This is a genomic window from Bosea sp. ANAM02 (genome assembly GCF_011764485.1).
Taxonomy (GTDB): Bacteria; Pseudomonadota; Alphaproteobacteria; order Rhizobiales; family Beijerinckiaceae; genus Allobosea.
Genome location: NZ_AP022849.1, coordinates 98,203 through 121,061, shown reverse-complemented (window position 1 = coordinate 121,061; position 22,859 = coordinate 98,203). Strand labels below are relative to the sequence as shown.

Annotated in this window: 21 protein-coding genes and 4 tRNA genes; 14 read left to right on the top strand and 11 right to left on the bottom strand. The window is 61.9% G+C overall.

All coding sequences use genetic code 11. The annotated features are described in order from the left end of the window. The first annotated feature begins 20 nt into the window (after positions 1-20). The 4 genes from OCUBac02_RS24270 (at position 21) to OCUBac02_RS24255 (ending at position 3,960) form a co-directional block, all read left to right on the top strand. Positions 21-452 (top strand): hypothetical protein, encoded by a 432-nt coding sequence (locus OCUBac02_RS24270; protein WP_173050049.1) that lies wholly within the window; start codon positions 21-23, stop codon positions 450-452. Positions 453-541: 89 nt separating this feature from the next. Further along, positions 542-2,272, top strand: a complete 1,731-nt coding sequence (locus OCUBac02_RS24265) for a DUF4403 family protein (protein WP_173050047.1) — start codon at positions 542-544, stop codon at positions 2,270-2,272. 70 nt (positions 2,273-2,342) lie between these two features. Then, positions 2,343-3,212: a hypothetical protein gene (locus OCUBac02_RS24260; protein WP_173050045.1), complete on the top strand. Its 870-nt coding sequence runs from the start codon at positions 2,343-2,345 to the stop codon at positions 3,210-3,212. 1 nt (position 3,213) lies between these two features. Continuing rightward, positions 3,214-3,960 carry a hypothetical protein gene (locus tag OCUBac02_RS24255; RefSeq protein ID WP_173050043.1) on the top strand — a complete coding sequence of 249 codons (747 nt, stop codon included), beginning with the start codon at positions 3,214-3,216 and terminating at the stop codon, positions 3,958-3,960. A gap of 39 nt (positions 3,961-3,999) precedes the next feature. Here OCUBac02_RS24255 and OCUBac02_RS24250 read toward each other — a convergent pair whose 3' ends face one another. The 7 genes from OCUBac02_RS24250 to OCUBac02_RS24220 all read right to left on the bottom strand — a co-directional run bounded on the left by OCUBac02_RS24250 (position 4,000) and on the right by OCUBac02_RS24220 (position 11,600). Continuing rightward, the gene (locus OCUBac02_RS24250) at positions 4,000-5,715 is read right to left on the bottom strand and encodes a flotillin family protein (RefSeq protein ID WP_173050041.1); all 1,716 of its coding nucleotides are present in this window, start codon (positions 5,713-5,715) and stop codon (positions 4,000-4,002) included. A gap of 2 nt (positions 5,716-5,717) precedes the next feature. Then, positions 5,718-6,368 (bottom strand): OB-fold-containig protein, encoded by a 651-nt coding sequence (locus OCUBac02_RS24245; protein ID WP_173050039.1) that lies wholly within the window; start codon positions 6,366-6,368, stop codon positions 5,718-5,720. Beyond that, positions 6,368-7,480 (bottom strand): PspA/IM30 family protein, encoded by a 1,113-nt coding sequence (locus OCUBac02_RS24240; RefSeq protein WP_173050037.1) that lies wholly within the window; start codon positions 7,478-7,480, stop codon positions 6,368-6,370. Before OCUBac02_RS24240 ends, OCUBac02_RS24245 begins: the two co-directional genes overlap by 1 nt. Before the next feature lie 226 nt (positions 7,481-7,706). Beyond that, a complete protein-coding gene (locus OCUBac02_RS24235; protein WP_173050035.1) occupies positions 7,707-8,090 on the bottom strand; it encodes a hypothetical protein in 384 nt (127 codons plus the stop codon). A gap of 101 nt (positions 8,091-8,191) precedes the next feature. Then, positions 8,192-10,555: a hypothetical protein gene (locus tag OCUBac02_RS24230; RefSeq protein WP_173050033.1), complete on the bottom strand. Its 2,364-nt coding sequence runs from the start codon at positions 10,553-10,555 to the stop codon at positions 8,192-8,194. A 41-nt stretch (positions 10,556-10,596) separates the two neighbouring features. Continuing rightward, complete coding sequence (locus tag OCUBac02_RS24225; RefSeq protein ID WP_173050031.1) at positions 10,597-10,911, bottom strand: hypothetical protein; 315 nt, start codon at positions 10,909-10,911, stop codon at positions 10,597-10,599. Between the two features lie 71 nt (positions 10,912-10,982). Then, a complete protein-coding gene (locus tag OCUBac02_RS24220; protein WP_173050029.1) occupies positions 10,983-11,600 on the bottom strand; it encodes a M48 family metalloprotease in 618 nt (205 codons plus the stop codon). A 767-nt stretch (positions 11,601-12,367) separates the two neighbouring features. Here OCUBac02_RS24220 and OCUBac02_RS24215 point away from each other — a divergent pair. Beyond that, complete coding sequence (locus OCUBac02_RS24215; RefSeq protein WP_173050028.1) at positions 12,368-13,264, top strand: hypothetical protein; 897 nt, start codon at positions 12,368-12,370, stop codon at positions 13,262-13,264. A gap of 83 nt (positions 13,265-13,347) precedes the next feature. Next, the gene (locus OCUBac02_RS24210; protein WP_173050027.1) at positions 13,348-14,604 is read left to right on the top strand and encodes a hypothetical protein; all 1,257 of its coding nucleotides are present in this window, start codon (positions 13,348-13,350) and stop codon (positions 14,602-14,604) included. A 320-nt stretch (positions 14,605-14,924) separates the two neighbouring features. Here OCUBac02_RS24210 and OCUBac02_RS24205 read toward each other — a convergent pair whose 3' ends face one another. The 4 genes from OCUBac02_RS24205 to OCUBac02_RS24190 all read right to left on the bottom strand — a co-directional run bounded on the left by OCUBac02_RS24205 (position 14,925) and on the right by OCUBac02_RS24190 (position 17,702). Continuing rightward, on the bottom strand, positions 14,925-15,284 hold the full coding sequence (locus OCUBac02_RS24205) for a hypothetical protein (RefSeq protein ID WP_173050026.1): 360 nt from the start codon (positions 15,282-15,284) through the stop codon (positions 14,925-14,927). A 43-nt stretch (positions 15,285-15,327) separates the two neighbouring features. Further along, positions 15,328-15,645, bottom strand: coding sequence for a hypothetical protein (locus OCUBac02_RS24200; RefSeq protein WP_173050025.1), 318 nt, complete (start codon positions 15,643-15,645; stop codon positions 15,328-15,330). Positions 15,646-15,753: 108 nt separating this feature from the next. Continuing rightward, positions 15,754-16,551 carry a pentapeptide repeat-containing protein gene (locus OCUBac02_RS24195; protein WP_173050024.1) on the bottom strand — a complete coding sequence of 266 codons (798 nt, stop codon included), beginning with the start codon at positions 16,549-16,551 and terminating at the stop codon, positions 15,754-15,756. Between the two features lie 278 nt (positions 16,552-16,829). Continuing rightward, a complete protein-coding gene (locus tag OCUBac02_RS24190) occupies positions 16,830-17,702 on the bottom strand; it encodes a hypothetical protein (protein WP_173050023.1) in 873 nt (290 codons plus the stop codon). Positions 17,703-17,895: 193 nt separating this feature from the next. Between OCUBac02_RS24190 and OCUBac02_RS24185 the strand changes: the two genes are divergently transcribed. From OCUBac02_RS24185 to OCUBac02_RS24150, 8 genes are all read left to right on the top strand, one after another. Then, the gene (locus OCUBac02_RS24185) at positions 17,896-18,927 is read left to right on the top strand and encodes a hypothetical protein (protein WP_173050022.1); all 1,032 of its coding nucleotides are present in this window, start codon (positions 17,896-17,898) and stop codon (positions 18,925-18,927) included. Between the two features lie 106 nt (positions 18,928-19,033). After that, positions 19,034-20,104, top strand: a complete 1,071-nt coding sequence (locus OCUBac02_RS24180) for a hypothetical protein (RefSeq protein ID WP_173050021.1) — start codon at positions 19,034-19,036, stop codon at positions 20,102-20,104. 82 nt (positions 20,105-20,186) lie between these two features. Continuing rightward, positions 20,187-21,245, top strand: coding sequence for a hypothetical protein (locus tag OCUBac02_RS24175; protein WP_173050020.1), 1,059 nt, complete (start codon positions 20,187-20,189; stop codon positions 21,243-21,245). 486 nt (positions 21,246-21,731) lie between these two features. Then, positions 21,732-21,807: transfer RNA gene (locus tag OCUBac02_RS24170), tRNA-Ala, on the top strand. 29 nt (positions 21,808-21,836) lie between these two features. After that, positions 21,837-21,912 (top strand) — tRNA-Asn (locus OCUBac02_RS24165). A gap of 11 nt (positions 21,913-21,923) precedes the next feature. Further along, positions 21,924-21,998 (top strand) — tRNA-Ile (locus OCUBac02_RS24160). 29 nt (positions 21,999-22,027) lie between these two features. Further along, positions 22,028-22,104: transfer RNA gene (locus OCUBac02_RS24155), tRNA-Met, on the top strand. Positions 22,105-22,437: 333 nt separating this feature from the next. Beyond that, positions 22,438-22,851, top strand: a complete 414-nt coding sequence (locus OCUBac02_RS24150; protein ID WP_173050019.1) for a Ros/MucR family transcriptional regulator — start codon at positions 22,438-22,440, stop codon at positions 22,849-22,851. Positions 22,852-22,859: the final 8 nt, after the last annotated feature.

Sequence of the window (22,859 nt, the reverse complement as noted above, 5' to 3'; positions counted from 1 at the left end):
GAAACCCCCGAGACATACCCATGACCAGCGACGATTTCGACCATCTCATCGCCCGCATTTCAGCCTTCGAAGGCGAGAGCCAGGAGCTCGACGCCCGCGTTCTGCATGCCTTGCTGGCGCCGGAAGGCTCGAAGATCGAAGAGAGCCCGATAAACGGCCAATGGGTCATCTACGAGCCCATGCGCTTCGGGCGCGAGTCTTTTCGTCTCTGGCAGACCCCGTCGCCGCTGCGGCAGATGCGCAGCATCATCACCTCGATCGACGCGGTTCTCGAATTGTGCGGGAAGAGCGTCGGCAGTGCCGAAGCGGCGAGAGGATTGATCAATGCGCTCCACTTCGGCGACGTCATCAATGACCAGCCCATCGGGCCCCAAATCGCGAAAGCGCTGACGCTAGATCTGCTCCGCAATGCCCAAGCTTCACTAGAGGCCAACCCGCAGCCGGTCCGCTGACGTCCCTCGACTATAGGACGTGCTGAGTTCAGCTTGCATTCCCTCAATCGGCAACCAATAGTTGTCCTGGGTGACCAAGGGGAATGGGCATGACACATGTTGGCTCGGGCACGAACGATCCAGGAGACGGATACGATCCGAGAGATAGAGCACAGCTCCAGGATCAAGATGTCATCCTCGAAGGCAGAGAGGTTGGCAACGAGATTGAGAAAGACCTCGCGGTTTCTGGGCCGCTGATCCCTGAGGAGCCGCCGCAACGCGGGCCCAACAAGATCCTCCTCGGGGGGATTGGTATCGCCGTTCTCGCCGCAGGCTACGTCGGCTGGGATTGGTACAGGTCCTGGGAGAAGACGTACTCAGAGCAGCCGTCCAGAAAGGCCACCGTCGCTTCCTTCGACCCGCGGCGAAGCACTATCCAGCCGAGTGTCATGCTTCCCTATCAGGCCTTGAAGGACGCCGCGAACAAGGCGGTCGACAAGTTCGCGCAGCCCGCCAGCGGACAGATACAGGCTGCCTGCAAGAAGATCGAGTTCGGCATCACTCTTTTCGACGGATGCCTCGATGTGAACTGGAGCCTCAACGCTTCTAGAAGCGGGAGCATAGATGTCGCGAAGGCTGGGGACGGCATCACCGTTAGTATCCCCGTTCAGTTTTCCGGACAGGCGGGAGTCGGCGGTGACATTGCGAAGGCGCTCAGCCTGGGTGGGAAGAACTTTTCCGGGTCGTTCGTTGCGGGCGCTTCAGGGAAGGTGATCCTTGATGAAAAATTCTGCCCCAAGATCACGAATCCGTCGGCGAGCTTCAGCTGGAACACGCCTGCTTCGATCCAGATCATCGGGAAAAGCTGCGTGGGAGTTGGTCACGGCTTGGATCTGTGCGTCGGCCCGTGGGATCTCCCGGTGGGAAGTCTGCTGACGCCACTCATCCAGGCAAAGATCGCCGAGCAGGTGGAAGACATCAATTCCAAGATCCCTTGCGAGCCAGTTCGCAACGCCCTCGACAAGGTGTGGCAGAAGCAGTCTATCGCGCTGCCGGCGCAGAAGGGCATGCCGCCGATGTTCGTGAATGTCACGCCGCGGGCGCTCGCTAGCCCCGGAATCATTGCGGAGGACGCGGGCGTGCGTTTGCTCGCGCGTCTCGATGCCGATGTCGGGGCATCAACGCAGAAGGGTGACACCGGACCTGCCGGCCCTCTACCTCCCAACAGGCCGATCGCGGATCCTGCTGGGATGCTCTCTGTGGCGCTTCCTCTTTCGGCCGACTATCCGACCATCAACAAGGTCGTGAACGATCAGATCAAGGCTCAGCTCGCGAAAAAACCGATCGTCGCCGACACGCCTGCGGGGGCTGTAAAGGTCGATGTGGACGAGGTCGAGATCTATCCCAGCGGCGACAGGCTCGCCGTCGGAGCGAAGTTCAAGGCGAGCATTCCGGGGCGTATCTTCGACGCCAAGGGGACCGTCTGGTTGACGACCAACCCGACGCCGGCCGCCGACGGCCGATCTCTCACGCTGGCCGACATCAAGCTGACGCGGGCGATCGACAATCAGCTCTGGTCGCTTCTCACGGCCGCGCTCAACACCCAGCTGGTCCAAGCTCTCCAGGAGCACTCGAAGGTCGAGTTCGGGAAAGAGATCGACGAGGCCATCGCCAAGGCCAAAACCATCCTCGCGGATCCGAAGCAGACCCAAGGCGTGCTGGTCAACGTCAAAAAGATCGAAGCGAAGTTGGGCCGGGTAGCGCCGACCGAGCAGGCGCTAGTGGTTGAAGCGCTCCTCGATGTCCAGGCCGACGCAACGCTCCCAACGATTCCGTTCTGAGGTGGGCGAGATGTCTCGCTTGGCCCGCCTCCGGTCACCGCCGCGTCAGAAGCGAGGCGCGATCACCTACTTGAAGGCTGTGCTGGAACCGTGCCGAAAGAGCGCTGCGGGTGTCGAGGCCGGAGCCTGGTTGGGCATCGCGGTGCTCGCAGCGCCTGCTGCCGCACTGGCGGAACCGTTGCGGACTGCGCAGTCAGCCGTCGAGCTGTTGCCACTATGCACTCGCCCGAACAAGGAAACGGTTTTCGGGACTGAGGACCAGGCGAAGGCAAGTTGCCAGGCTGGAATGCGGAAAATCGCGATGCCTGGTTGTCCCGCCGTATGGCTTTGCGAAGCAGCGGCGCCGAAGGCTAGCTATTCGACGCAGTACCGCACGAGAGAGGAAGCTCAAGCAAATTGTTCAAATGGCGTTGTGCGAGGAGTCATTTATCCCGAATGGTATTGGTATTGCGACCCGATACCGCCGGGCACATCTGCTGCCAAGGACATATTCCAGGGGCAGTCCGAGGACATCCAAAAAGAGTACGATCGAATGATCGACAAGCTCTATTCCGGCCAGAAGGATGCCGTGAAACTGCCCGCAGAGAATCCCTTCGGAAAGGGCGCCGATGCATCCAAAGCGGCGCCAAGGCATATGCCCGCTGCCGCGTCCGAAGCTGTCGATCGGAGCAAGCGAGGAAGGAAAGGTGGCGAGCCGCCAATCGTCTGTCCTCCGAACCCCGCGGGATGCATCACCGTAAAAGAGCTGGGAAAGAGCTCCGAACAGCTGGCGTCAAAATTCGTTCAGTCGTGCAGCGGGGTCAAAATTTCATTCAGATGGCAAAGCTGCGGTCGGGTCTGCATTGAGCACACCGAACACATGTCGGAGGGAGAGAGCTTCATCAACTACACAAACAGGACCTATCCGACCGCCTACGATGTGACGTGCAGCGTTCCCTGACGTGCTCATCCGTTCGATCACATTATTGACTTGGGTCGCCGGCCTTTTCCTGGCTACGGCATCCGCCGTCCGCGCGGAAACATCCGAGCGATGTGAGATCCCCGCTGGGACGACGTTCGTCTACGTCCCAACCGAGGTCACCATCTACAGCGACCGGAACCGCCTCAATGTCTACTTTTCGACCACGAAACAGTTTCTCGCGCCGTTTCGCTCAATCACAGCATCAGGCGACCGGTTCGTGTTGGAGCTTTTCACCGACGGGATGCCTGTTTGGGTGGTTGCCCCTCGCTCTGACCTATGGCGGTTCCAGTTCGAGAGCGCGAAGACTTTGGTGAAGTCGCCTACTGATCTTCGCTTACAGGACGCCTTCCTGCAGGCGAACACGGCTGAGAGAACGATGAAATGCGCGGTCGCAGAGAGGCGGGAGCAGGCCCGTCTGCTTTTCGAAAAAGGGTATGCGAAGCTATCGAGTGCGCCGGGTGATGCGGAAAAAATCTTCCGGGAAGGGCTCGACCTAGATTCTGAAAACGCCACTGCGATCTTGTACTGGGGACACGCACAGGTTCTGACCGGGAGCCCATACCTCAAGGGAGCATACGAGGCCTTTCAAGAGGCGCTGCTGATGGGGTTGCCGGACGATCTGGGAGCGCTGGCGCGCGCGCATATCCGGAACCTGGAAAGGCGTTCCCCGTGCTACAAGGAGTGGTACGGGGCCTTGCCGAAAATCTTCGATGGCGCTTGTCAATGATCGGCGGTGAGCCGCGTCCCCACGGCTCACCGGAACCCATCAATTGGTCGACGGCTTTGCGGCTCCATCCGGCTTGGCCGCCGGGGGCGCGGCATGGCGCGCTCCAGTGGCGCCGCCGACCGAAGCCGCAAGAAGCGCCTGCGTCGGGTCGGCGCCCTTGAAACCGGCCTGGGACAGGATCTCGTCGAGGATCGGCTTTTGCGCCGTGAAGCTCAGCAGCTGGCTGGAGAGATCGCCCATCGAGTTGCCGTTCTGCTCGCCCGAGCCATTGCCGAGGGCGCCCGCGAGCCCGCCGGCGCTGAAGATGCGGATATCGGAGATCTTCTCGATCGGCTTCATCGCCTGCGCCAGCGCTTCCGGAATGATGTCGACGCGCGCCTTCGCCAGCTCGAAGTCGATGATGTTGGCAGAGAGTGCGTTGCGGGCCTCGTTCTTGGCCCGTTCAGCGCGAGCCTGCGCCTCGCCGAGCTCGATCACACCGGTAGCGCGGATCTTGGCCGCCTCGGCCTCCGCTTCCGCCTGGATTTTGACCGCGGCAGCGAGATCCTCGGCCGCCTGACGTTCTGCTTCGGCCTTGACGGTGACAGCCGTGGCCTGCTGCTCGGCATCCTTGCGGGCGTCGATCACGGCGATGCGCTTGGCACGCTCGGCGATCTCGACGTCGCGGGCAGTCGTGACCTGTTCCTCGGCGGTGATGGCGGCGGCCTTCGCGGCGTCGGCCTTCGCCCGTGCCGCCTGCTCCTCCTCGGTCTTCTGAGCGACCGCAATGGCAGCTTCGATGCGGGCGGTTTCAGTGATCTTGCGCGCCTCGGCCTCGCGCTCAGCAATCCCGCGCTCTGCCGCAATCCGGGCGGACTCGCGGGCCTGGCGGGCTTCGGAGTCACGCTCGGCAATGCCGCGCTCTGCGTCGAGGCGCGCAGTTTCCTCGGCCAGTCGCGCGAGCTGCTCGGCCTTGGCGGCTTCGGCTCGGGTCTCGGCGGTCTTGTTGGCGATGTCGCGCTCCTGCGTCAGCTCAGCGTCACGCTGCTCGCGCTCGATCGTCAGCCGGCGCAGCGAGGCCTCGCGGTCCTTGGTCGCGATCTCGACCTCGTTGTCGCGCACGATCTGATTGCGCTCGCGCTTGCGTTCCTCGGTGATCTTGGTGAGCGCGGTCAGGCCCTCGGCGTCGAAGGTGTTGTTCGGGTTGAAGTGCTTGATGTCGGTCTGGTCGAGCCTGGTCAGCGAGACGGATTCCAGTTCGAGTCCGTTCGACTGCAGGTCATGCGCCACAGCAGCCTGTACCGACTTCACGAACTCGGCGCGCTGCTCCTGCAGGTCGCGCAGAGACATGGTCGCCGCGACCGAGCGCAGACCGTCGACGAACTTCGCCTCAACCAGCGCCTTCAGCGCATCGGCATCGTTCGTGCGATCGCCCAACGTCTGGGCAGCGAGCGCGATGTTTTCCGCATCCGGCTTCACGCGGACATAGAACTCGGCGGTGATGTCGGCACGCATCCGGTCCTTGGTGATGAGCGACTCGTTCTCGGCACGCTTGACCTCGAGGCGCAGCGTGCTGAGCGACACCCAGGAATACGAGTGGAAGATCGGCAGGATGACGGAGCCGCCGTCGAGCACGACCTTCTTGCCGCCGAGGCCGGTGCGGACATAGGCCTTGTCCCGGGTTGAGCGGGTGTAGAGCGACGTCATGATGACGCCGATGACGACGATTGCCGTGACGATGACGCCGGCAATAATTCCCAGAGAAACGAAATCCATGGTCAGCCCCCGTGGCTATCTGTGCGGCCAAGTTCCAGCGGAGCAGGAATGGCCTGAAACAATCCGTCGGCGCCGTCGACAATAAGGACAGCGGCACCTGTCTCGATGAAATGACCCTGCGCTGCTTGGGCGCGCAGGAGGTGAATGTTGTCGTGACGGTCCTTGACCCGGACAGTGCCGGGTTTCCCCTGATCGAGCGGTCCGAGCGTCACCATGCCGACCAGGCCGATGAACTCCTCCTGGCTGAGGACCGAGGTCTCATCGCGGGGAATGACCCTCGCGAGACCGCGGCTGACCCAACGGGTCGTGGGGATCGCCAAAAACAGAGCAACGGGAACCGCCAACGTAGCCGAGAGCGGGCGAAGAACCGCTCCAAACACTCCTTGGATGGCGAAGCCGAACACTGCGAAAGCCGAGAGCAGGATGACCGCCAGAACCAGGATCGGTACGCCGCCAGCATTGAGCCACGACATCCAGCCGCCGAGCATTCCGGCTTCGTGCTCACCCGGGCCGTGATGCCCAAGGCCATCGTCGATCAGGCCAGACGCCGAAGCACCGAGAAGGACTGACAGGAGTTCGACGAGTCCGAGGCCGGCGACGACCATGAGCGCCACCCAGAAAGGCCCGGTGCCCGGCTGGATGATTGACGACATCAGCGCTGCCCCTCCTTGAACGCCTTGAGCCGGGCCTCGATCGCGTCCTCGCGCTGCATGCGACCGAGCTCCTCCACCTCGGAAGCGCCTGCCATCGGCTTGGCCGGCACGCCGGTCACGCGTTCGACGGCAGTTAATGCTGCGGCGAGGCGCTGATCGTTGCGCTGTGATGGGGTAGCCGGGTCGCTTGCAGCGACGGCGCGCTCGGCCCGCTTGGCGTCGTCGAGGCGCTTCATGGCGTCTGCGCGGGCGGAGGCGATGCTGCGCAGGGCAGCTTCGGCTTCGCCGATCTCGCCGGCGTTATCAGAAATCGCCTTGGCGAGCGCGGTGCGCTGCGCCTCCAGGTCGAGCTGGACGCCGGTGGCGGCTCGGGCGAGATCTTCGCGACCCTTTTCGAGGCCGGTCCTGATCTTCTCGTCGAGATCACGTATCTCCGCGTCCAGATCGTCCGCCTTCGCCTTGAGACGGTGCCCAGCTGCCACGGCGACGCCAAGAGCAGCTCGGGCTTCCTCCGAAATCTTGTCGATCTCGCGGACCGCCTGCTGAGCAACGGCCGTTGGCGTAGCGCCCTCGGCCGCATCGACGGCGCTGTTGACGACCCCGGCGATGACGCGTCCGAGGCGGGCGAGAATTCCTTCATTGGACATCGTGCTCTCCTTCTGTTGATGGAGGCCGGCCTGGACGCCGACGACAACGTTAATTGAGGTGCCGCTGAAGCACAGACGCGCTTCAGCGAAGTCCTCCCAGCCGCTGCGATAACCCTCGACCGAGAAGGGAACGACCACTCGACCAGCAACGGTCGAAATGCTCAGGATGTCTGGGCCCTTCACCGCGAACAGTTTGGAATCCAGCGGAATATCGTGGACCGGCAGACCGGACATGCGGCGGCTATGATCTCGCAAGGCGAGCGTGGCCATGCGCGATGGCAGTCCCGTCTGGGCCCGTATCTCCTCGTACGCCTCCTCGTGAAGCGCGACGAGGTTGGCTCCTTTCGTACCGTCCAGGATCTCCATCGCGCGCCGGTACGCTGTCAGGGTCGCGTTAAGTGCCGCGCGATCGTCAGCTGACGGGGACAGTGATAAAGCCATCGTGGATTGAAGCTTCGAGACCATGTCTGAGATATAAAGCACTTCATTGGTGCTTTCAAGAGTTGACGGCTGCTTCGAGGGGATGACAATCTAATTTGTACGGGCACAGTGACCTTAGCGAAGGCAGTGGCCCGGCTTCAGCGCCGACAGGCCGTCCATGACCGCAGGCCTAGCCGCGCTCACGGATCTCGATAGACTGGAGGCGATCGACACGGCTGAAGTCGCCGAGGAACATGCCTACCGATGCTCGTCACATTCCGGGGCGCTGGAAGCCATGGTATTCGAGGGCTTCAAGCTCGTCCGGCGAGAGCTTCGCGAGACCGCTCTTCAGGTCAGCAACACGCTTGGCATGTTCGGCCCGGTCTGCCTTCATCGCGGCGTAAAGCTTGTCGCCGGGCACCTTCCAATCGAAGCTTTCCCAACGCGCAGTGTTCGGACGCCAGCGGCCGCAATCCCGCATCACCAGGTTGATGCTGACCTCCTCGTCGAGCTCGGCTCGATTGGAAACATGAGGACGCGACAGCAGTCGTATTTTCTCGGCGTCTTCCGGCGTCGCGGGCTCGGATCGATCATGCCCCGGCATCTCGGGGGGAAAGGGCCAGCGGCCAACGACGGTGTAGTGATGATCGGTCATGGCGCCCTCGCAGGAATTGCTAGGTGATCGTGCTTTATTTCGGAGGCAAGGAACAAGTGTGCGGGTCGACGAGCGGATCGGCTCGTCCACCACAAGGTTCGTTACCACCCAGGAGATCGGGAAGCTTGTTCGACACCAGGCCGAACAAACCCGGGACCGTCTCGACCATCATCGCGCGAAAAACCGTACCGGGCGAGAAGCGCAGTCACTTCCAACTCGGCGGCCCACTCGGGCAATAGCTTCTCGCGGAGGACTGAGTATCGATCCGGGATCGCAGCGTCGAGATCATCATCCCACTTGTTTCTCAGTTCGAGCGCCTCAAGGAAGCCTTTGCCGGCGCCGATCGACGCATAAATTTCGCGACCAACCCCCCAATCCTCGTTGTGATCCGCTTCCGGCTCGATCCCATTTTCGGAAAGGAATTGCGATGCGACGCAGTTCCCGATCTCGTTTGGAAGACTCTTTACCCAGAGCGCGCTTTGGCCGTTTTCGTCGTAAATTCCCCAGTCATTCCCGTTCTCCGAAAGCTCGCGGTAAAAATCACCTGGCGCGATAAAGCCCTCGTCGAAAATGAATGTTGCGGCTTCGATGAATCCCATAGCGGCCTTCATCTGCTCGGGCGTCTTCGGCAATGCCGCATCCGGGGCATATGTAAGAAACGCCACATGCCAGGGCAGCAAGCCAAGGTCGTAGAGAACCACGACATTTCCAATCGCTTCGATGACCGCGCGAGCGCGGCGGGTGTCGAATTCAAGGCCCGGCCACTTGTGGCCCGCGAAGTCGGCAGCCTGTTGAGCGAACGCGCCAATTGGATCATCGGACAGCGTCGGATCATTCAGGTACGCGCCACCGTTCATTTCTGCATGGGCGCGGTGGGTCAGAATCGCTCCAAGCATAGGTGATTTCTCCACCGCTGCGCGAAAAGGCGCATCAGCTGGAAGGGAGCGCGCGATATTGTAAGCGGGTGTGTCGTAGGACCGCACAGCCTTCAACAGGCTCAGCGCGTCTCCATCGAGGCGCGAAAGCGTTGTGCGAATATACTCTCGTTCGAGAGTTCGTTTCGGGAACTTATCTTCTAGAAGACCTGCCATTCGAAGCGCTGTGCCGAGAAAGCTGCTCTGGTCCCGTTTGACGGCGTCAGAGGAACCAGGCGCAGTCCAAGGCAGCCTAACCATTTTGAGACTACCGCCTTCAGCCGTAAGCAATCGGAACCCAAGCTGCTCAGCTGGACCCGATGTTAAACGCCTACGGCCCTCAATCTGAGAAGAACTGATCCAAAACTCGAAACCATCAAGTTCACCGTCAGAGACCGGGCGGATGTGGGTCGCCATGGCCTCAAAACCGAGCGCCATCCGCTCGACCGTCTTCGCCCAGGCGTCCGCCTTCGGGTCAGCGGGCTTGGCTACGATCTCCAAGCCTTCGGCTACCACCCTAACGCCGGAACCGAATTCGATCTCGAACGACCCGTTGGACGCCAGCCCCACCTTCTGGATCTGATCGTGCCGGGCCTCTCCGATTGCGGCCCAATCGTCAGGCTCAGGCCAAAACGCCTCGGAACGCCCGTGATCGAGCAACGTGGCCTCTCCCTTAATTTTGAATTCGTATCCAGATCGGGTTCGGATGTGCAACGCACTGCGATTGAAGGCGATGTGTGAAACCATGCCGCAATTCGAAGCCAAGGGCTGGCTCTTCTTTTCTGAGCGATAGAGACGCGATATCTCCGCGTGGAGCCACGGAGGCATCTTCATCTCAAGCACGCCGGCGGCGAGTGCCTTCCTGGCAACCTGCAGCGCCTTGATCTCGCGGCCGATCCTGGCCTCTGCAACCCGGCTGAAGGAATCGAGGTGTTCCGCGACGTAGCTCTCCATCATTTTGGAGAGGCTCTGGACATAGTTTGTGAGTCCGGCTTCGCCGCGGGCTACTCCCATATGATCGTGCAAGATGGACGGTGAAATATCGACGACATGGCCGCGGGCGTCGAACGAAATTGCGTGGTATCGGCTGCGATACAAGGATTCGTATCCGGGAAGGTGGCCGAACCAATAGACCTCTGTTCCCTTCTGATTGAACACGACGTCGAAATGCCCACCGGACGTGCACGGAAGAGGGACTTCCCAGACGGTCAAGGAGCCAGTTCGTTCTGAGTATACCTCTTCATAGCCTTGCGCCCTTGCGAGCTCCTGGCCCTTCGCCAAGAACTCAAGTCGCTGATCGATCCCCTTGATGAACGGGACACGCCATTCTTCGGTGAGCCGAACGCCGACTTTCCCGGTCGCTTTGCTGCGCTGAAGGTTTGGGTTGGCCTCCTCTTTCAAGAACCGGCGTGCATCCGTGCGGATAGACATCGCGTCAAGCCTCACCCAGTCGTGATTTCGCACCGCCTCACGGTAAGCATTGCGCTTTTCCGGTGTGCCAAACGGCATCCTGGAGTCGGGGCGATAATCAGGGCAGTCGACTGGGATCATGGGTTCCGCCGAGCTTCAAGGGTTAGTGCGCGATCCAGGGATCAGGGCGAGAAGGCGCTCGGAGCCTCCTTGAGATCCTCGTCGAGGTCGTCATCCTCGTCGTCGGAATCACTGGGCTCGCTCGGCCACATGTCCTCCTCGGTCAGCGAGGAAGGAGCTTCGGTCCATTCCAGGCCCAGGCCCCGAAGGCGCTCACGGATCCCGTCGCCCATATCGTCGACGACGCCAGCTCGCAGGGCGATCGAGGAGCCGAGCGACACGAAGGTCAGAGGAAAGGCTTTCTCGGCCGCCGTCGCGTTCTCGAAGGTGCCGAACTTGAATTCAATGAAGTCCGGATCGGAATCGGTATGGGTCATGGAAGGCCTCGCAGATCTGCAAGGACTCTTCCGGATCGGCTTGCCTACGACAAGGCCGCGTTTTGGCACCTCTAGTCTGGCAACCGGCAAGCACGTCCAGCCTCTGGATTGTTCCAGCCCGCGGTGATCGCCGCAACACGGGCAGCGCTGGATGGATGGGTCCGCCCGGGTCGTTTCGAGAACAGAGGGACAGCTGAGAGGGCATCCTTCAGAGTCTTCCCGCGAAGACGAGCTGCCGCGCCGGCGAAGGCGTCTGCCTGGAGCTCGTGCGTGGTGTCGGCCGCCTTTCCGAGATGGCCACAGCGATGATGCCCAAGCTCATGGGCGATGATCATCTCCGCACCGTCGTAGCCAACCTGACCAGAGAGCTCGCGATCATAGACGATGATCCGGTTGCCATCGACGAGCGTCGCCAGAGCGTTGCCTCCGAGCTTCGCGTTCATCGGGAAGATCGAGCATTCCTTGCTGGAAAGTTTCAGCGCATCGCAGAGATCGAAGAGCATGTGAGCATAGTCTTCGAAAGCCGGGTAGGCGGAGACGACGCGACTGCCGGCGGGAAAGTGGATGGTGGGCACAGCGTCGAAGTCGATCCGCGTTCGCTCCTGCGCTTCTGCTGCTGACGGTGAAAACAAGTGTGGCGTCGCCAGAACCCAGAAGGCGTAGGCGACGCGAAGTAGTGAGCTGCCCATGCTTCGCTGGTCTCCCGGTTTCCACTCTGTAAACCTGGCCAGCGTATCGCTTCTCCGATCCAGCTGGAATTCGTCTCTTGGATGCACCGTCTGAACTCACAACCCTCTTGGAAACGGCAAAAATCGATATCGCCATCTTCCATCAGGAGCTTCTACTCCGCGGTCACGCCGTTCATCTAAACACGCTTGCGCGCTATGTCGGCCAATCCGCGACAAAGAGCCCGCCAGCCTGGATGGTGGCCACGGCCCGCTATTTGGCTGAGAACGGTCCCAGCGTAGCGACCGCTGGTCGAAGAAAGCCCACTCCCGCATCGCCCGCGGTATCGAAGCCTCGCACACTGAGCTGTCTCGCCCCGCCGGCCGTCGTTGAAGCGGTCGAAGCGCTGCGGTCTTCGGACCCTACCGGGCCAACCGAAAAGCAGGTTGTGCTGCAGCTGATCGAGCGTGGTCTCGCCAGCCTGCAGCAGAACGAACCCAGCTCTCGAAAGCGCTATGCCTGCGCAGTCTGCGGACATATCTCGGACGGTCGATTGCTCGAAGCGGGGAGAGAGCAAACTGATCCAAGCATGCGCTTTCCCAAGAAGCATAAGGGGTCGGACGGACAACCCTGCGCGGGCAACTATCGCTACGCCCGGATCGTGTAGCGGCAGCCGCCGACGCGTTGTGACTTTCAGGATCAGCTCCCAGCATCGCGTCAGCGAACAGGAGTTGATCCATGAATCTCGACAATGGGCTGCAGCCCACGACGGCTCTCTGAGGGCCTCGCCGTGGTCAACGCTCTGCGCACGCTCGCGGCTCTACGCGTCGCTCTCGACGCCGATGGTCTGGTCCGCACTTCCGACCTCAACGGGGCGGAGATGAGAGGCTGGCTTCCGTCAAATGTGATGGGCTCTACCGGGTTCTCGCTCCGCGCGGTCGCGAATGGCGAGATCGAGTGGCACCTCGTGATCTCCGGAAAGAACCATCTCCGTTACCGCGAGTATGAGGATACCCGAGACGAAGAGACTTATGAGCTGCACGAGCCGGTGAATCCAGAGATCCTCTATCCGCGGATCAAGGCGATCTTCTCCTCGCTGGGAATCAAGGCGGCCTCTGTCCAGGCGACGGACTGGCAGAACATGTGGGACGACGATGTCGGCTACACGATCCGCAGCAGCGCTCCGGCCTGGCTGGAGAAGCCTGACCCGGAAAATCGCTGGCGAATGCCGGGCGAGCCGATCCTCATCACGCTGACCGGCGATCCCAATTCGAGTTCCCGCCTTCGGGGCCAGGGCCTCATCGGATACGCCCATCTCGGCAAGCTCTGGCTCACCCGCGAGACGATCGACCATCTGATCGCGACGCTTCCCATGAAGGCGCCGTCATCGAAGAACGAGTTTGCCAGGCCTTCCCTCTTCGGCGTGCGCCGCGCACCGAGTGATTTCGACGACCCGGCAAAGCTGCTGACCAGGCTGACCTCGAAGGTGACGAACCACTGGGGTGACGAGGTCAAGCTCTACCCCGTGTTTGATACGGACCTGAAGATCGATGCAAGGTTCAAGCCGACCGTCCCCTTCATGATGGGAGGTGAGCTCCGCTCGGAGGCTTCCTTCGTGGAGATCGACGCCCAGTTCGGCGACGAGACACCGTGGAAGGTCGAGCCGACGCCAGCGCTGCGTCCGTGACGCCACCGTGCCCCGTCCACGGACCCTTGCTGGCTTCCTAATGCGGACCGCCGCATGATCGCGGTCCAAAGCGGAGACGAGACGTGCAGATTACCTTCGACGACGACGGCCGCGGCGATATCCGCGTCCTGACCTTGGCAGAAGGTCGTGAAATCGCGCGCCTGGTCGAATCCCCCGACGGCACCGTCGCCCTGAGGCTCGACGAGGGCGAAGCAAAAGAACGGTCGCTGCCGGCTCGATCCAGCTACCCCGATCTGCTCGCGGCGCAATCCTTTCTCGTTGGGGCTTTCGATCCGGATCCCACCTATCAGGATACCTCGGTACCGCAGACTGCCCCCGAAGTTAAAGCGCGCCCAATCGCAACGAGCCGGCCTCGGGAACGGGCCGGTTGGCGCGGCGGCCCCAAGCGCGGCACGCACTACGCGGCAGCTCTGGAGATCACCGACTTCTTCGAGCGCCGCTATGGGACGGTCGATCTGATCGAGAAGCTCAAGCAGCAGTCGTCTGCTCACGAAGCCTGCTATGCAGAAGCATGCGAAGCCGCCACGAAGCTGCGAGAAGCCCAGAGCCTGAGCCGCCACCACTATCCAGGCGCCCGGCAGCACGAGATGTCCTATCGAGGAAAGGGCAAGCGAGCCCTCGACAGGGCGAAGGCGCTGTTCGAGCCAATTCGTCTGGCTGCCCGGCAGGCCGATCGGGAGGCCATGCCGAACACGGTCTACGACATCATCGGCAACACCCGGGATCTTGAGGTCGCGCTGAAGCTGATCGAGGCGAAGGGCTTTCACGAGATTGGCGCCGGCCATCATGCAGCCGTCTATGGCCGCGGGCGCATCGACACGATCAGGGCTGGAAACGGCGTTGACGGCTATTTCCGGCAGTTAGTCGCGGCCGCCGGCCCGCTGGCTCCGTTCGTCGGGCTTCACACTCCTGTCGTCCTCGATGTTCTGCTGACCGACGACGGCGGAGCGGTTGCGCTTGTGGAGCGGCTGGATCCTCTGCCTGATCAAGGCGATGCCCCCGAGCTCGACGAGGTCGTCGACCAGGCGATCGCCGCGCTTCGCGGCATCGACGGGCCCAGCGGCAAGCTCGACCGTCGCTATCCGCGCTTTCGGGAATACGCGAAGATCCTGCGGGAAACCCTGCCGACGATTGATTATCGGCGCGAGAACCTGATGCTGAGGCGAGGCAACCTGATCGCCAACGATCCCTGCGGCCGCGGCTTTCTCGAAAGCGAGCTCGGTGCGTTGGAGGCGGTGATCCCGCTGCTGCCGTTCGAGCCCGCGCCGCGCGCCGACAAATGGTGGGACGACGAGCCTCGCGCTTCGCTGCGGCCCTAAGCGCAGCCTGGACCAACCTCATCGGCACACTGAGGGCACCGCGCCTTCAACCGGCCATAGGCAATTGCCTCGTGCCCGCATTGGAGCTTGACGAAATCGTGGTCGAAGAGCCCCTCGCGATGCCGGATCACATAGGTGATCGCTACCAGGGGTGCCTTCCGCTTCTCAGCTGAAACGGGACGCCCCCATTTCGCCCGGCTGCGCATGAACCGTTTGGAGATCCAACCCATCTGCTCGCTCCTGTCCTTCCATCACTAGTCCGGGCCCGAAACAGGGCGCCGGCAGTTAGAGGACGGGAGGCGTTACAACGGGACACGCGGCTAGACGGCCAAGGCCTCTTCAACCCCGAGGACTGGCAGGCCGGAGATATCGATGACCCCGCTGTAGACAAAGCTGTCTGAGCGGGATGTCTGAGGATCCGCGAGAAGGCGATCGGAGCGAACCCGGCTGTCGTCGACGACGATCACACAGATTTCGTCGAGATGCTCCGACGGAACGCTGCTCGGATCGCCGTAGGCGAGATAATGCTCCAGCATCACCGAGACACAGATCGCCGGGTGAGCAGCCAGGTAGACGCCGGCGGCACAGCCTGGCCAGTTGGTGCCATGGCCATCGGCTCCGAGACCATGGCGACGAATGCTGTTGAGGTGCTTCCGAAAGGTTGCGTGGAAGAACGGCATCAAGCTTCAATGACAGCCGAGCGCCAAGGCGTCGAGGCCCAGCTTACCAGCGGTCGTCGTAGTATGGCCGGCGGTAGCCGTAGGGCGGGGGAGGCGGTCCGTAGCGGCGATAGCCGTAATCTCCGCCGTATCCGTCGCGATAGCGGCCGCCATAGCCGTGGCGGCGCTCATAGGCATTCTGCCGCGCCATATTCTCCTGGATAATCATCAGTCGTTCGCGTTTGGCCTCAGACATCGTGAATTCCGCGGGCAGCCTGTCGAGCCGGGCAGCGACGGAGGGCGCCAGGGCCTCCGTGGCGTGAGCGGCAGTACCAAGGCTGACACCGAGAGCGATCAGGGAAGCGATTGCGAACCGAGCCATCGAGAGCTCCTTTCAGAAGATGCCGCATTACGGCAGAGCGAAGCCGAACAGTGGGTGAACGGAAGCGTTGTCACCCATTCAGGAAACGGGTGGACAGGGTTGCGACAGTCAGGGCGAGGGCTCATCGGAGGGCTCGTCATCGGGGTCGTAGCCCGTGCCATACCATTCGATCCCCAGATCCTCATGGAGGTAGGAGGTGGTGTCCTCGGAGCGGACCCAAAACGCCCAGCCGCACTTGTTTGGGGCGTCGTTCTCGCCGCCGTCTTCATGGAGCTCGAAGGGCGCATCCAGCTCGCCGAGCGTCTCCGTGAGGAAGGCATCGATGACGGCTTCAGCGACCTCGCGCGATGGCCGCCGGCCGCCGCAGGACGATGCCGACAACACCGGCAGATCACCAGGCGTCAGAAGCTTGACGCCCTCGAAAGACAGGACCTTCTCGTCATCGAGGTCATCTTCGTCGATCTCCTGCCTCAGATAGTCGGCGATCCCGGCCGGAAGCTCCTGGCGACGGCCATCGGAGCCGCTCAGCACGACTTCGACCTGATCTCCGGACCAGAGCGACAGTTCAGTGCAGTCGAGGAGCAGCTGGCACCGAAAGCGCTGCTCGCCCGCACCTTCGACGCCAGTGTCGACCAGCTTTATCGGCGTGGTCACCAACCGAACCGCTCGAAGGACCGCAGCGGCGTTGACGAATGCCAAAACACGGTCTGCGTCGGCCCCGACGATCCCTTCGAGCTTCGCGCCGTCGAACTTCGTCGTCCGATCGACGATGACGTTCTCGAAGAGGGCACCAGTCATATCGGCGCCGGAGAAATTCCAGTTTCGCAGGTCGAGCGGGCGCTCGGCCGTGCCACAGAATTCGCTCTTGGCGAGATCAGCGCCGATGAAGGCGATCGCGGGGTCCATCCCGCCGGCCGCGACCAGATCGTCGAAGCGATCGGACTCCAGCGTCAGCACGCTGGCGAGGTCCTTGAGGAGGTCGGCCCGGTCCTGAGGATCAGGCATCAATGCAGACAGGGAGATGGGAACGGGTTGGTCCAGGATGACCTCGGCATGGGCGGTGCCGTCAGCGCCGAGCTTGATCGGACCGGTTCTGACGATGGAAATCTGGTCGCCGGAGAGGACGTTTCCGCGGACCGTCTGCCGATCATCGTTGGAAGGCTTGCTCACGGTTGATCCTCAGTTCAGGGCGCCGGCGCCGCGGCGGTCGTCGGACGCCGTTCAGGGCGCTGCCAATTCGACTTCAGCGCCGGGCCTTTTCCTTTCAGCCAGGCTTCGAGCTCCTCGACGGTGAACCACCCGGAGTTGACGCCGTTCTGATCGTGCGGGTTCAGGAAGAACATCACGTTGTGCTGGGTCTCGATCGGATTGGGCAATCCAACCCGCTCGCGCAGAGGCCGGCCCGGTGCGAGGGCGAAGAACCCATAGGATGACCGAAAGCCGCTGCCCTTCATCGCGGTGTGCCGCTCGGTGATCTTCTGCTCGATCCCGGTAGCAAGAGCATCCCGCTTCAGCTCATTCCTCGCTCGATCGGATGCGAGCATCTGCGCCTTGTCCTCGGCCCTGACCCGGCTGGGCATGGCAATGACAAGCCCATCCCGGGCAAACGGATTTCCGCCGGCGCCGCCGAGCCAGATTGCGAGGTCCGGCACGCGAATGGCTTCGGCGAGAGCCTGGAGATGCGGGATCGCATCCCCATGGGCCGAGATCGCGAACCCAGCCTGGTCCCACCAGCCGCAGAGCTGGTTCTTGGCCTCGAGGAAGTGAGCACGAGGCGAGATCGTCGAAGGACCGATCTGCAGCACAGCAACCTTGTGGTGCTTGCGCGAGCCTGCGAGTCGAACCTTGGAGGTGACATGGAAGTCGAGCGAAAGCGGAACTTCGTCCGCCGACCGCGAGCCGATGCCTTCGGGATCAGAGACCAGCCGGATGCCTGCCCATCTCAGGAGCCGGTCAATTCCGCTCTCATGCTCTGCCCAACCGGACGGCATCAGAATGAACCCAGCGACCTGATCATTCTCGCCCTGGATGATTTCGACGCTCATCGCGCGCTGCATCGGCGCCTCCTATCGAATGCACAAGACGACAGGAAGATACCGGCGTTGTCCAAGAAAATTGAGCGCGAGCCCGCAGAAACCCGTGGGCGGACAAGGACCGCTCGTTTGTTCCATTCATTCCCTCGCGGGAGACTCGTCGTGACCTCATCGAGATCCGGCAATGCGAACGAGACAGGACGACCCCTTCGGCGAGATGCTCGAACGCCAGATGAAGAGCGAGCATCACGAGCTGTTCCGGGAAATCAGCGAAGCGACGGACACGCTCATCTCGGCCGTGAAAAGCGTCTGCGATCCAAGATTTGCTGCCGCGGGGCAACTGGAAGTGGCCGACGTGGAGGAACTCGAAGTGGCCTTCGAGGAAAGCCTCGGTGGCGTAACCTCGCTCTATTCCAGGGACATGGAGCGCGCGAAGAAGACGGCCTTCCGCAACGAATACGCGTTCGAGCGCCTTCGGCTGCATGCCTCGCCGGGCGACTCCGCCGAGTTGTCGTGGCTATGGACGACCAACTTCTACGCCAAGAGCAAGATCGTGATCCTGGAGAATTCGCGACTCCCCTTCGCGTGGAGCACGCATGCCATGGCCAGGATGATGCAGCGGGGCATCGCCCACCGTGATCCACGCAGCGCGATCGCCAAGCAGGTGCTGGAAAGCAGCTTCCTGATCTCGGTTGCCGCCGACCTGATCGAGGCTGAAGGCCTGGCTCCGCGCTTTTCCGTGCCGGTCGCGGACGGTATCCTGGCCGGCTTCGTCTGTCCCATTCCCGAGGCCGACCGCGGTTCGTTTCGCCTAATACGCAGCAGGGACATTGCTGGGATCGACTATATCGGTCCGGCTGCTCTCTACTGGCGCGGCCAGCAGGGTCCATCCACCACGGGTTGGATCGGTCGAACCTTCATCGGGTCGGACACCCTTGGCTCAGCCGAGCGGCAGTACATCTACGATTTTAGCCGCATGCAGCGCCGGTACCGGCTGGCAGCGAAGGAGGCTGCCCATCTGCTGATCACCATGACCTCGGTGATGAAGCCTCCGGAGGAGCTTTCGCAGGGCGTCTCGGAAAGCCTCAGAGAGGCGTACGAGGAGGCGACTGCCGAGATGCGCGAGTTCCTCACCAAGTTCCAGCGGACGAACATCTGCGGAGCCGAACGCGGCAACAAGCGCCGACGCTCCTGGATCGAGCAGCGGGAGGATCTCCAGAGGGAGGAAGCGCTGTCATTCGGAATGTGACGGAAAGGCCCGTAGTCGATGACTTTCGGTGGACGGGCAAGGATCGGTTGTTTGTTTCTTGAGCGGACTGAACAATTGTTTGGTCGGAAACAACGAGGCCGGATCCATGAAAAGGAAGCGCGATCCATTATCAGAGGCTGCCGAGCAGCATTTTTCGGACGAGCATTACAACCTGCTCGCCTCCTCGAATGCCTCGCTCGCGGCCTTGGTGGAGCGTGTCCAGGGAATCTGTGATCGCCCTTTCCTGAAAACAGGCCATCTCGTCACGGCAGAGCTCGATCTCCTGGATCAAGCCTATCGTGACATTCCTGGCATTGCGGTCCCCTCCTTGTTCGAGCGCGATATCGATCGCTCTCCGACAAGCTTCCGTCCGCGGGCGGAGTCGTTCGAGCGCATCCGGGCCCACGCGTCGCCGGGGCACGGCTCGCAGCTGTCGTGGCTTTGGACGCAGACTTTCTTCGCTAGCCGCGAACTGGTCGTCATCGAGAACGCGCCGTTGCCCTTCAGCTGGGCATCGCACGCGATGGCAAGGCTCGTCGAACGCGGCGGGAAGCTAATCGATGTTCGCAGTGAAATCGCGAAGAGCCTCCTCGAACACAGCTTCATGATCGCCGTCGCCTCCGATCTCATAGCGTCGGAAAACCGGCTTCCCCGATTTACCGTGCCTTGCGGGGACGGGATGATCGGCGGTGTCGTTGGAGAGATTGGCGACCTCGGCGTCACGGCGTGCCGGACGATGATCAGTCGGGATTTCTGTGAAGCGACGCCCATTATGCCCAAGGCGCTGAAGCGGAACGGACAGTTCAGCGAGGCGACGACGGGCTGGATTGGGCGAACCTACATCGACGAGGAGACGATCAGCCCCGCCTATCGTCGCTACCTCACGGATCTGCAGCGCTTCCAGAAGAAGTACCAGATTGTCTCCCGCCAGGTGGCGAAGCTGCTGATCACCGGGGGCTCGATCATGCAGCCGCCGGAGGAGGCGCTGCGCGGCATGTCCGACGACCTGCTCGACGCATTCCGGGCTGCGAGCAACGACATGCGCGAAATCTTCAGAGAGCATCGGCGCACGCGATTTTGCGGAAGAGACAAGCGGGCCCCGCGCCGGAGCTCTTGGCCGGAGGCCATAAGCCGCGAGGAGCTGGAGCACGAGGCCGAACTGGCTCTCGCATTCTGACACCGGTTCGTGGCGGGGCAGGGTTTCCCTTGTGCCTCGGCGCGAACGAACCACCACCCTCTAACGAGTTCGGAGCATCCCCATGCTGATCGATGTCAGCAAAGAGCCCACCGTTCTGAACCTCAGGGTCCAGCGCCAGCGGGAGAAAGCACGCGAAGGCATCTATCGTTCGACCGAGCCGGTACTCCAAGCGATTGCTGGTGCGTGCAATCGTCGCTTCGGTGGACGCAAAAAGCTGGTCACCGGGGACCTGCAGGGCATCTCCGATCTCCTGATGACCGAGTTCGACACGACGGTGAATTCGATCGTCTCCTTCGATCACAAGCGCGAGGCGACCCGCGTGCGACCCAAGGGGGACGCGATCGAGCACGTCCGCATGTTTGTTGGCCCCGGGACCAAGGATGATCAGCGCAAGGCGTCGATCTGGACGCTGCATCTCTATGCCACGCGCAAATACGCCATGGTCGACTTCCGGCGCTTTCCGAGCACCTGGAAGGCCCATGCCTCTGCGCGAATGCACGAGCGGGTGGAAGCCGACCTCGACGCTGAACGGGAAGTGGCCCAGGCAGTGATGTTGGAGCATTTCATGGTCTCGGCCGCAACCGACGCCATCGCAGAGCTGGGGCTGCCGCCGCGGTTGGCCATTCCGTGCCGGGAAGGCCTCCTGCTGGGAAACGTGGACTCGATCGATCCGTACGAAAGCGGATCCTTCCGCTGGCAGTTCACCCGGATCGGCACGCAGGATTTCGACGTCCCCAGTCGCTACATCTTCCGGAAGGGTGGATACCCCGAGCTCATGCCGACCTGGACCGCGCAGACCTTCATCGGGCCCAACGAGATGCGCCCGACCCAGGAAGAATACGTTGCCCGCTTCAGCGAGATCCGAAACCGCTTCAAGCATGCCGCCGACCAGGCCGTGCAAATCCTGACGATTGGAACCTCCTTCATCAAGCCGCTCTGGGACGCTGAGACGGCGGAGCCCGAATATCAGCGACTGATCGGTGCCTACGAGGAGGCCAAGGCATCGCTCAAGGTTCTGCTGTCGATTCCCCGGTTTGCGCTCGCTTGCGGCAATGATATTCCGGCCCGACCCATAGAGACCTCCTCTATGGAGTGGGATACGCCCGCGCCGGCTTTCTAAAAAGCGTTCACTGCTTGATCCATTCAGTGATCGTCGGCATATTCCTGTCGCTGATCCTCTCTGGGAGTGCCGCCCGCATCATGCGCGCAAACGCCGCCGTGAACATGACCGCAGCCGTCGCGATTAACGCGGCGCGCTTTGTCGTGTCTGGAGGCGGCTAGAGAGCGATCATTCCTCACAAGGATTGCGCCAAGCCAGGGGCCCCTCCGGAAACGGACGGGGCCCCTGGCTTTTTGGCGTTGGAGCAACGCCGCCCGGCGCTCGGAGAAGGACGATGGGAGACGACGGCATCGCCGGAAACGGCATGGAAAACGAAATGGCGCCTCGGGCGCGAGACTTCAGATCTGGGCCTTCCGACGCGCTGCCAGTAAGCGTGAATGGCGAAGCTTTGCTATCGAGTTAAGGCATTGAAAATAAATGAAAAAAGGCGTTGACGCCGAGGACGGATCGTCCTATCTATCAATCATCAACAGCGGGGCAGCCGATGGGGCTATAGCTCAGTTGGGAGAGCGGTAGCTTTGCAAGCTTCAGGTCGTCGGTTCGATCCCGTCTGGCTCCACCAGGTGCCCCGTTGTTGGTCATGTTCGACGGTTCGGCTTAGCTCAGCTGGTAGAGCACCCGACTGTTAATCGGGTTGTCCCAGGTTCGAGCCCTGGAGCCGGAGCCATCGGAACATGCGGTCGAGTAGCTCAGTGGTAGAGCAGGCCCTTGATAAGGGTCAGGTCGCAAGTTCGAGCCTTGCCTGGACCACCATATAACCGGCCGATTGGCCGAAACGTTGACGCGGAATGGCGCAGTCCGGTAGCGCGCCAGGCTCATAACCTGGAGGTCGAGGGTTCGAATCCCTCTTCCGCAACCAACGTCCCCGCCGGGTCGGTCGAGCTCAGCTCCCGACCCGGTAATCGCAGCAAAACAATGCCGAGACCAATGCAGAAATCGCCTCCGACGCCCTAATAGGCATGCGCTGCGTATCAAGTCGCCATGCTCCGGATCAGCCGGTTGCCCCTAATGCCTTCCAGTTTTCCGCTTCCTCATTCGCTGTGGCTCCTGCGAGCGGGTAACAGAGTTAATCAAGGATTGCGAAACGATTTCTCTGACCGCCATCCACCGAAATGCAGTTTCGTCATCTTCTCATCCCAATTTGACGTCGTTATCCATGGATGCAGAGTTCACTGACAAAAGGACTGCTGATATGGACAAGAATGACTTGGTCGACCTGACCGCCACGATCGTTGCCGCTTACGTTTCTCACAACAGCCTGCCGCGCGCCGAGATCGGTCAGCTGATCACCGACACCTATGGCGCGCTCAGCAAGGTCGGCGCCGGCGAGGTCGTGGCGGAAGTCACCGCCCCGCAGCCGGCCGTCCCGGTCAAGAAGTCGGTGTCCCCCGACTTCATCGTCTGCCTGGAGGACGGCAAGAAGTTCAAGTCGCTGAAGCGCCACCTCCGCTCGGCCTACAACATGTCGCCCGAGGAATACCGCACCAAATGGAACCTCCCGGCTGACTATCCGATGGTCGCGCCGAACTATGCCGAGGCGCGCTCGAACCTCGCCAAGAAGATGGGCCTCGGCCGCAAGGCTGCGATCGGCCGCCGGGCAGCCTGATCCTCTTC